General features: G+C 64.5%; 10 protein-coding genes. 7 read left to right on the plus strand and 3 right to left on the minus strand.

The features are described 5' to 3' along the window. Together A5651_RS19275 and A5651_RS19280 are read right to left on the minus strand one after the other, a co-directional pair. The coding region (locus A5651_RS19275) for an LLM class flavin-dependent oxidoreductase (protein ID WP_156663071.1) at positions 1–508 on the minus strand (508 nt) is incomplete at its 3' end. A 14-nt stretch (positions 509–522) separates the two neighbouring features. Beyond that, a complete protein-coding gene (locus A5651_RS19280) occupies positions 523–1,620 on the minus strand; it encodes an acyl-CoA dehydrogenase family protein (RefSeq protein ID WP_156663072.1) in 1,098 nt (365 codons plus the stop codon). Positions 1,621–1,732: 112 nt separating this feature from the next. On the opposite strand from A5651_RS19280, the gene A5651_RS19285 reads away from it, so the two are divergent. The 4 genes from A5651_RS19285 to A5651_RS19300 are packed head-to-tail and all read left to right on the plus strand — an operon-like array spanning position 1,733 to position 6,647. After that, positions 1,733–2,929, plus strand: a complete 1,197-nt coding sequence (locus tag A5651_RS19285; protein WP_066984546.1) for an amidohydrolase family protein — start codon at positions 1,733–1,735, stop codon at positions 2,927–2,929. Between the two features lie 6 nt (positions 2,930–2,935). Continuing rightward, positions 2,936–3,910 (plus strand): acyl-CoA dehydrogenase family protein, encoded by a 975-nt coding sequence (locus A5651_RS19290; protein WP_066984549.1) that lies wholly within the window; start codon positions 2,936–2,938, stop codon positions 3,908–3,910. Continuing rightward, positions 3,907–5,106, plus strand: coding sequence for an acyl-CoA dehydrogenase family protein (locus A5651_RS19295; RefSeq protein WP_066984551.1), 1,200 nt, complete (start codon positions 3,907–3,909; stop codon positions 5,104–5,106). The genes A5651_RS19290 and A5651_RS19295 overlap by 4 nt, the downstream gene beginning before the upstream one ends. Next, positions 5,106–6,647 carry a class I adenylate-forming enzyme family protein gene (locus tag A5651_RS19300; protein ID WP_066984554.1) on the plus strand — a complete coding sequence of 514 codons (1,542 nt, stop codon included), beginning with the start codon at positions 5,106–5,108 and terminating at the stop codon, positions 6,645–6,647. Before A5651_RS19295 ends, A5651_RS19300 begins: the two co-directional genes overlap by 1 nt. On the opposite strand, the gene A5651_RS19305 is transcribed toward A5651_RS19300, so the two are convergent. Then, positions 6,610–7,497, minus strand: a complete 888-nt coding sequence (locus tag A5651_RS19305; protein ID WP_066984557.1) for a helix-turn-helix domain-containing protein — start codon at positions 7,495–7,497, stop codon at positions 6,610–6,612. The genes A5651_RS19300 and A5651_RS19305 overlap by 38 nt on opposite strands. Positions 7,498–7,593: 96 nt before the next feature. On the opposite strand from A5651_RS19305, the gene A5651_RS19310 reads away from it, so the two are divergent. From A5651_RS19310 to A5651_RS19320, 3 genes are all read left to right on the plus strand, one after another. Continuing rightward, positions 7,594–8,646, plus strand: coding sequence for a zinc-binding dehydrogenase (locus A5651_RS19310; protein ID WP_066984559.1), 1,053 nt, complete (start codon positions 7,594–7,596; stop codon positions 8,644–8,646). Continuing rightward, the gene (locus tag A5651_RS19315; RefSeq protein ID WP_066984562.1) at positions 8,643–9,050 is read left to right on the plus strand and encodes a nuclear transport factor 2 family protein; all 408 of its coding nucleotides are present in this window, start codon (positions 8,643–8,645) and stop codon (positions 9,048–9,050) included. Before A5651_RS19310 ends, A5651_RS19315 begins: the two co-directional genes overlap by 4 nt. A gap of 2 nt (positions 9,051–9,052) precedes the next feature. Next, a partial coding sequence (locus tag A5651_RS19320) for an SDR family NAD(P)-dependent oxidoreductase (protein WP_156663073.1) occupies positions 9,053–9,405 on the plus strand: 353 nt, incomplete at its 3' end.

Raw genomic sequence — 9,405 nt, forward strand, 5'->3', positions numbered from 1 at the left:
CGTCCTTTACCGCACGCGGTGTGCGGTTGTATCCCGTGCCTTCGTACGCCACGTCCTCTCCGCTCAGTGCCTTGGTCAGGACGTCCAGGGCCTCGTCGAGCAGCGCTCCGCGATTGTCGAAATCAATTCCAAGCGCTTTGAATTCGGGTTTCAGATAGCCCGCCGCTGTGCCGAGGATAAGCCGTCCACCGGAGAGGACGTCGAGGCTCTGGATCGACTTCGCGCTGAGGAACGGGTTGCGGTACGCGGCGATGTAAACATTGGTCAACAGTTTGACGTCGGTGGTCGCCGCCGCCGCAAACGACAGCGCGACGAACGGGTCCAGTGCGTGGTGGCCTCCGTGGTCGAGCCATTTGGCGTCAGGCGCTGGGTGGTCGGTGACGTGTACGGCCGCAAATCCACTGGTCTCCCCGGCACGTGCGATGTCCGAGATGGCCGCGGCGGTGACGAACTCGGAGAGTGCGTCCACCCGGTGAGTGGGTAGTTCCAGGGAGTAGGAGATGGTCACGGTCGTCCTTCCGGCTAGCGCTGTGATGAGGTGACGAGGGTTGCCAAGCGTTGCGCGTGGTAGTCGGGGGTGCCGAAGATCAACGCGGTTGCCTTCGCGCGCCGGACGTAAAGGTGTGCGTCGTGTTCCCAGGTGAAGCCGATGCCGCCGTGGATCCGCATATTGTCCAGCGCGACCTGTAGGAGTGCATCCGAGCACACCATCTTCGCCACCGACGCGGCAACCGGCAGATCATCGCCGATTTTTGCGGCGTGGGACACGGTCGACTTGGCGCCTTCGACGGCTACCAGCATGTCCGCGCAGCGATGCTTGACGGCCTGAAAGCTGCCGATCGCCCGCCCGAACTGGATCCGCTCCCTGGCGTAGCCGACGGCCATGTCGAGACAGCGCCGCGCGGCACCGGTCTGCTCGGCGGCCAGCGCGACCAACGCGATGTTCGAGGTTCGGGCCAGACCGGTCGCAGCGTCGCCTTCGGTCCCGATCAATTGCGCGGGTACGTCGTCGAATTGCAGGCGCGCCACCTTGCGTGTGCGATCCAGGGTGGCCAACGGCTCCCGTGCCAAACCCTCCGAATCTCCCGATACCGCGAAGAGCGACGGTCCGAGCCCCGTATTCGCCGCTGCCAGAATCAGATTCGCGGTGTGGCCGTCGACGACGTAACGGGCCGTACCGTTGATCCGGTGGTCGGTGCTATCACGGCGTACCGTCAACGTGAGGGCGGACTCGTCCCACGGGTCCAGTCGACCATTGAGGATGACCGTCGCGGTGGTGGAACCGTCGACGAGGGTTGGCAGGTATCTCTCCATCGCCTCGGAGTCGCCACTGAACTGCAATGCATGGGCGGCGAGCGCCACCGTGCTGAAAAACGGTGCGCACAGAAGCGCAGCGCCCATCTCTTCGAAGACCACTGCGAGTTCGCTCATGGTGGCGCCGGCGCCGCCGAAGTGCTCACCGATGGCGATGCCGTGCAGCCCGAGCTGCCCGGCCATCTGTTTCCATACCGCCCGGTCGTAGCCGTCGTCGGTGTCCATGAGCTCACGCACGCGCTCCGGCGGCGACGTGGCCTGGAGAAACTCCCGCACGGCCTGCCGAAGGTCGTCCGCTTCAGTCATCGATTGCATGCCTCCAGGGGGCCCGGCCCCACCCGGGATAGGCATTCCCGGGAGAGGATAGTATCTTTTCTGAAATAGGAGAATGCCCATTCTCGCACGAAGGAGCCGCGCGGTGACGACGAAGCTCGATTACGGGATTTTCGACTGCGATACCCACTGCTACGAGACGCGCGATGCGTTTACCCGCTATCTGCCCAAAGAATTTCACGATCGAGCCATCGCTCCGGTGCGGTCCGCGGACGGCAAAGAGGTCATCCTCGCCGGCCATCGGATCGCGACGTTCAACAGCGAGGCGGGCCTGGGTTTCGACCTGGCCTACCGACCCGGCTCGTTGAAGGAGATGCTCAAGCAGATGGGTTCGGGCAACCCGGATGAGACCTACGAGCCGCAGCCAATGCAGCCCGAGTGGCTGGAACGCGACGCGCGACTGAACGTGATGGCAGAGCAGAACGTCGAACGGGCCGTCATCTTCCCGGCGGGTATGGCCCTGGCGGCCGAACACTACGTCGACGACACCGAGGCTCTCTACGCCAATCTGCGGTCGTTCAATCGCTGGTTCGACGACACGTGGGGTTTCAATTTCGAGGACAAGATCTACGCGACGGCGTTGTTGTCGCTACGGGATCTGGAGTCGTCCGTCGCCGAAACCGAGGCCATCATCGCCCAGGGGGCGAAGATGGTGCTGCTGCCGACGGGTCCGGCGCACGGTCGGTCACCCGGCGATCCGTACTTCGATCCCATCTATGCCCGACTGCAAGAGGCCGGCTGCACGCTGGTGTTCCACATCCAACCGTTCTGGTATTTCAACGCCATTTCCCCGGCATGGGGACACAACCCCGACCCCGCCGCATGGCACATGTCGGCTTGGCAGTGGATGAACATCTACGGTCAGCGACCGATCGAGGACACGCTGTCGGCGCTGATCTTCGACAACCTGTTCGGCCGATTCCCCGGATTGAACGTGTTGGTGGCCGAACACGGAGCGGAGTGGGTGCCGCAGTTCGTCATCCACATGGACAAGAGCCGGGGGATGGGCCGCAACGGGCCGTGGATCGGCGGCAAGCTCACCGAGCGGCCATCGGAGATCTTCAAGCGCCATGTCGGCGTCGTGCCCTACCCCGAAGACGACATCCCCACGATTGTCGACCGTCTCGGCTACGACGAATGTCTGCTGATGGGTTCGGATTACCCGCACGCTGAGGGCCTCGCCGAGCCCGCCGACTTCGTCAAGCTGCTCGACCCGCTCGACGACGCCGCCAAGAAGCGGATCATGCGAGACAACGCTATTGCGCTGCTCACCCGGAGCTGACAGCCGATGGGCGAGGCGCACGAGGATGACATCGACCTCGATCTGCTCCGCGAAACGGCGCGCGATTTTCTTGCCCGGCGGGTCGCGCAGGACTGCCTCAAAGAACTTGCGGTTATGGATTGGACCGGGTTGCTCGTCGGGGAGGAACTAGGCGGCAGCGGATGGCGTCCCACCGAGGCGTCCGTCATCGCCGAAGAACTCGGCCGCACCAGGAACTCGTCGGCGTGGTTCGGAAGTGTGATCGCCGCTGCCGCAGTTGCTTCGGCGCCGGACGACGTGCGCGACCGATGGTTGTCCGCGATTCTCGAGGGCACCGCCGCGGCGTGGTGCGCTTCGGCCGGCGATACGGTCCGAGTTGCGGGTGGCGACGCGATCGACGTCCTGATCAGGTTGGGAAGCAACGGTATTGATCTGTTCGAGGACGTCGACCGGATGCCAAAAAAACGCGATGAAGAGCTGTTGGACGTCGACCGTGCAGCCTGGCGCGTCGACGTCTCTGAGGCGCAGAGCCTGCGGATCGGAGGTCCCGAGCGGGCGGACCAGCTGCTCGCGGTAGCCCGGGTACTGCTCAGCGCGGATTCGTTGGGAGCCGTATCGGCCGCGTTCGGGCGGCTGACCGCCTACCTCTCCGAACGTGTCGCCTTCGGCGTGCCGATCGCGAGTTTCCAGGCGGTCCAGCATCGACTGGTGGATCTGCTGGTGTTCGAGGCGAAGGCGCGGGCGATCATCATGAAGGCCGCCCGTGCCCTTGGGTCCGGCGATCGATCTGACGACGTCATCGCACTGGCCGCAGCGGCGCATGCGTTCGCCACGGCGAAGGCGACCGCAGCCATCGACGAGTGCATGCAGTTGTCCGGCGGTATCGGATTCACCTGGGAGTACCCGCTGCATCACGAGTTGCGCCGAGTGTTCACCAACGCGTACCTGCTCGGCACGGCTCGGTCCAGCCGTGTGCTTTTCGCCAAAAGGTCCGGCTGGTGAGCGCTTTCGGCGCACGGCCCACCGCGGCGCAGCTGACCGAGTACCGCGACCGCGTCAGGGCGCACATCAGCGAGCATGCGCCGCCTTTCGCTGCACGGGAAGGGCGGCGAGCGCCGGAGAATCCCGAACAAGAAGCTCACTTGCGCCGATGGTTCGCGACGCTGTTCGACGCAGGATTCGTCGGTGCCGACTGGCCCGTCGAACACGGCGGCCGCGCCGACCATCATCCGCTGCACGACCGGATCCTCAGCGAGGAACTCTTGCGTGCACGTGCGCCGCGCCCCGTCGACCAGGTCAACCTCGCCGCTCATGTGTTGCTGCATTTCGGATCGGCGGAACAGAAGGCGGCACTGCTGCCACCCATTCGGCGTAGTGAGCATGTCTGGTGCCAGCTGCTCAGCGAGCCCGATGCCGGCAGCGACATCGCCAATGTCCGCAGTCGTGGAGTTCGACAGGACGACGGCAGCTGGGTGCTCGACGGGCAAAAAACGTGGATCACCGACGGGCACTGGGCCGATATGGGTCTCGCGCTCATCCGCACCGACCCGTCGTCGTCGCGCCATCACGGCCTCTCGGCCTTCATCGTGCCGTTGTCGGCCCCGGGCGTCGAGGTGCGTCCGATCCGGACGATCAATGAGGCGATCGAGGTGAACGAGGTCTTCCTCGACGCTGTGAAGATTCCTGAGGACAATCTGATCGGCGAGGCCGGTCAGGGTTGGTCGATCATCATGGCGGGCCTGGACTTCGAGCGCTTTGGAATCGGCGGCAACGTCATACTGCTCGAGCTTCTGATTGACGACTTGGTGACGGTGGTGCAGAACGCCACACTCGACGGCAGGCCTGCATTCGAGCATGACGACATTCGACAGACGGTGGCCGAATTGGCCGTGGAAGTCGAAGTGGCGAAGTCATTCATCGACGACCATGTCGAACGTCTCGTCGTAGGTGCCGAGCAACCGGGCGACGGTTCGATCGCCAAACTGAGCTTCGCCGAGACCTACCACAGCGTTTCGGCCTACGGCGCCGAACTCGCCCCGTTGCTATGCACCGTCGCCGCCGATCCGACTGTCGACGAAGCCAAACAGCGTCTGCGAGAATGCTGGTTGTGGTCGCGTGCGTACACGGTGTCTGGCGGAAGCAATGAGATGATGCGCAACATCCTCGCGAAGCGTCGGCTGCTGTTGCCGAACCGCTGATGCGCGGAACGTATTGGGGTCTGGTCGAACAGGCCGCACGTGCGCACCCCGATCGGGTTGTCCTCGTCGACGACTTCGGTCGCAGCCTGACGAATGCCGCGCTGCGGGCCGCGGCGGAAAGCGCCGCGGCGGCGCTGGCCGAAAGGGGAGTCGGCCCCGGATCCGTGGTGTCCTGGCAGCTGCCGTCCACCCTGGAGACGCTGGTCGTCATGGTGGCGTTGACGCGCATCGGCGCCGTCCAGAATCCGATCCTACCGATCTGGCGGGAGCGCGAAGTCGGTTTCGCTACAACGCAACTCGGCACCGACGTGTTCATCGTTCCTGGTGTGTGGCGCGGGTTCGATCACGTCGCGCTCGCCGAGGACCTTGCGCGAGATCGACCGATGACGGTCGTTGTCGTTGATCACGCGGCCCGGATCGGCACGGACCTCAGACTCCCGCGCGGTGAGGTCTCGTCACTGCCGGCGCCTCCGACAGATGCCAATCTGCCGCGTTGGGTCTACTACTCGTCGGGCACCACCGCGGCGCCCAAGGGCGTTCGGCACTGCGATCGCTCGGTGATCGCAGGATCCGCAGGGGTGGTCGGGATGTTCGGTGCATCGAACACCGACGTCAATCCGATCGCTTTCCCGGTGTCGCACATCGGCGGCGCAGCGATGCTGGCGGCAAGTCTGCTCACTGGCATGCGTCTGGTGCTCTTCGACACTTTTGATCCGGTGCAGACCCCGAAAGCGATCGCGGCGCACCGGCCGACGATTCTCGGCTCGGCCACGCCCTTCTTCGTTGCGTTCATGGCCGCGCAGCGCGCACACGGTCCCGAGCCGCTCTTTCCCGATCTGCGTGGCTGTGTGGGTGGCGGCGCGCCGATCACCGCTGAGCTCGGACGGCAGGTGCGCGAAACCCTCGCGGTGGCGGGCGTGGCAAATGCCTGGGGCCTGACCGAGTTTCCGGTGGTGACCTCGCCGCCGCCGGACGGACCCCCGGCGGTACTCGATCACACCGTGGGTCGGCCCGTGACCGGGGTGTCTGTCCGCGTGGTCGATGACAACGAGCGCGAAGTTCCGCCTGGCGAAGAGGGCGAGTTGCGGCTCAAGGGGCCCCAGTGCTTCCTCGGCTACGTCGACGAGACCCTGAACGCCGACGCGTTCGACGTCGACGGCTGGTTCCGCAGCGGCGATCGCGGACGGATCGACAGCGCGGGCAACGTGACAGTCACCGGACGCATCAAAGACGCGATCATCCGCAACGCGGAGAACATCTCGGCGCTCGAGATCGAAGGTGTGCTCGCGACGCATCCCGGTGTGGCTGACGTCGCCGTGATCGGTGTGCCCGACGAGCGTACCGGCGAGCGGGTGTGCGCGGTGGTCGTCGCGCAGGCTGGGGTGGAGGTGACGCTGTCGTCGCTGTTCGACCATTGCCAGGCCAGCGGTCTGAGCAAGCACAAGTCGCCGGAGCGCCTCGAATTGGTGGAAGCGTTGCCCCGCAACCTCACCGGCAAGGTGCTCAAGAACGAACTGCGGACGCGGTTCGCTCCCGGCTGATTCGCGCTATCTCCCGAAGCAACGGCTTGGCAGCAGAGCGGATTTCACGAGAGGTCATGTGTCGTAGCGGGTGAATTCCGAGGATGAGTCGCACTCTGTCCGTGTCGTCCAGGACAGGGGCTGAAATCGTGGCAATCGGGTGAGCGCCGGGCGGCCCGTCATCCGACAGCAGATTCGCCGAGATGAATTCCACGCGCAGCTGGTCGATGACCGCGCGCAGATTGCGGGGCACTGTCTCGCCGGACAATGATCCGATCGCGTGGGCTGCCTGGGCCAGAGCGGGTGTCATCCAGTCGACGTCATATCCGCGATCCCGAGTCTGAGCCAATACGGCACGTAGGCGCTCCGCCAGGGGGCCATCGCCCAGGGCGCCGCGCTGGATCCACGCCTCCTGCTCGTCTATCGAATCCCAAGCGGCACAGGCGATACCGAAGGGCGGTGCGTATGGAATCCGATCGTGCGGGAGGATGGTGTCGGAGTAACCATCGGGGTTCTCGAACGCGGTGATCGCGAGATCGTCTCCGGTGCGCTCGACAACCGACGCCGGTACCCCGACCGACTCGGCGAGGCGGCCGATGGCTTCGCGCGCAAGGGCCGCCAGTGGGCGCAAAGTGTCCATTCTCTCGGCGATAACAGCCAGATTGAGGCCCAGCGCGAAGGTCTTGCGCACAGGATCGCGGGTGACCCATCCGCGATCGCACAACGTTTTGAGGATGGAATGCGCCGTGGCCTGAGAAAGATCGAGTTCTCTCACGACGTCGCTGAACCGCAGCCCACCGGTTGACGACCTGCTCAGGAGCTCGACGACGTCGATGACTCGCTCCGTCGGCGCTGAGCTGGCTCCCCGCACCTTGACTCCCTTCGACAGGCATTCTACGGTCGTCTCAATATTTAGAGAAACAACTCTCGAATAATAGAGAAGTGTATGCCATGTTGGAGGTGAGAGATGCGGGCGGTTGTGCTGCGGGGCGGTGAACTGACAGTTCGGGAGACCGCCGATCCCGTTCCGGGCCAGGGCGATCTGCTGCTCAAAACGCTCAGCACTGCCATCTGCGCCTCGGACGTGCACTACATGGACAACCCGCAACTCGCAATCGACGATCCAACCGGCCGCTCGCTGTACGACGCCGACCAAGACATCGTGATGGGGCACGAGTTCGTCGGCGAGGTGATCGGTCACGGGCCAGGTTGCGGCGATGCCTTTCCAATCGGTAGCCGCGTGACGTCCATGCCGATCCGGCTGGTCGACGGAGGTGCGGGCGGCCTCCGGATCATCGGTCAGCATCCAGAGGCCCAAGGAAGTTTCGGTGAACTCGTCGTCGTCCCGGAAGCCACTGCGAAGGTCGTCACGGGATCTGTATCCAGTGACGCAATCGCCGTCGTGGATGCCTTCGCGGTCGGCGAGTATTACGTGCGCGTTGCTGATGTGCAGCCGAACGAGGTCCCGATCGTCATCGGTGCCGGCGCCATTGGTTTGTCGGCGGTAGCCGCGTTGTCCGCTCGTGGCATCCAGCCCATCATCGTCTCTGATTTCAACGCGGAACGTCGCGAACTCGCGCGTTCAGGTTTCGGCGCCCACGTGCTGCATGATCCCGCAGAAGGGTCGGTGTTCGACGCGTTCCGAGAGACGCGTGCGTTGCACAAGTTATCCGGTATAGCCGTGGTGTTCGAATGTGTCGGAGCTCCCGGTCTGATCAACTCCCTAGTCAAGGAGGCGGACTTCTATACCCGGATCTATTGCGCCGGGGGCTGGTACACCGGGGACACCCTGGACATCACCGAAGCAACCCGTCAGGGACTGACGCTTCGGTTCGGCGGTGGTCCGATGCCGGAGGACTGGTACGGCGTACTCGACGCCGTCGTCGCAGAACGTCTGAACCCGATGCCCAGCATCGGCAGAATCATCGGACTCGATGAGGTTCCCGCTGCACTCGACGAGGCACGCAGGTCAGTCGGGCCTCCGCGCGTCGTCGTGCATCCGAACGGGCACGTCGCATGACGGCGCCGAGTGATCGCGACGAAATCGTCGAACTGACTCATCGCTACGCCAGCGCCATCGATGATCAGCAATACGCGCGTCTCGCTGAGGTTTTCACGGAGGACGCCGACATCGACTACGGCGAGGTCGGACACTGGACAGGTGCGGCAGAGGTGGCGCAGTTCATGGAGGCGGTGCACGTGGGTGCTGCCCACACCATGCACCGGATGACCAACCAGGTGATCAACGTGGATGGTGACAGGGCCAGTGTACGGACCTACGTCGATGCGTTGATCCTGACCGCGGATGGTTCGGGCGTCAACCCGGTCGGGTACTACGACGACGTCGCGGTGCGGACTGCTGCAGGCTGGCGAATCGCTCAACGTTCCTACACCTCGGTTCGACTGGTCGCGGTCGGCAGCTGATCATGGGTGAATTCCGCGACAAATACGGTCCGTGGGCGATCGTTGTCGGCGCATCCGACGGGTGCGGTGCCGTCTTCGCAGAACGGTTGGCCGAGGACGGTATCGGTGTGGTGCTCGTAGCGCGCCGAGAACACGTCCTGGCCGACGTCGCCTCCGGGATCACCGCCCGCACCGGGGCCGAGACGCGGACGCTGGCCGTCGACCTGACCGACCCTGATGCCGCTTCGCGGATCATGGACGACACGTCGGACATCGAGATCGGCATGTTGGTCTATTGCGCGGGCGGCGATCCGAACTACCAACCTTTCCTCGCGAACCCGGTAACGGCCGCGGAAGCCCTGCTGCAGCGCAACTG

Origin of the sequence: Mycobacterium sp. 1274761.0 (assembly GCF_001668615.1) — a bacterium.
In the GTDB taxonomy this organism is placed as follows: Bacteria; Actinomycetota; Actinomycetes; order Mycobacteriales; family Mycobacteriaceae; genus Mycobacterium.

What these genes read in the sequence shown, in the direction of transcription:
- A5651_RS19280 (WP_156663072.1), bottom strand. Translation starts at nt 1,620, where the DNA reads ATGACTGAAGCGGACGACCTTCGGCAGGCCGTGCGGGAGTTTCTCCAG.
- A5651_RS19290 (WP_066984549.1), top strand. Translation starts at nt 2,936, where the DNA reads ATGGGCGAGGCGCACGAGGATGACATCGACCTCGATCTGCTCCGCGAA.
- A5651_RS19300 (WP_066984554.1), top strand. Translation starts at nt 5,106, where the DNA reads ATGCGCGGAACGTATTGGGGTCTGGTCGAACAGGCCGCACGTGCGCAC.
- A5651_RS19310 (WP_066984559.1), top strand. Translation starts at nt 7,594, where the DNA reads ATGCGGGCGGTTGTGCTGCGGGGCGGTGAACTGACAGTTCGGGAGACC.
- A5651_RS19315 (WP_066984562.1), top strand. Translation starts at nt 8,643, where the DNA reads ATGACGGCGCCGAGTGATCGCGACGAAATCGTCGAACTGACTCATCGC.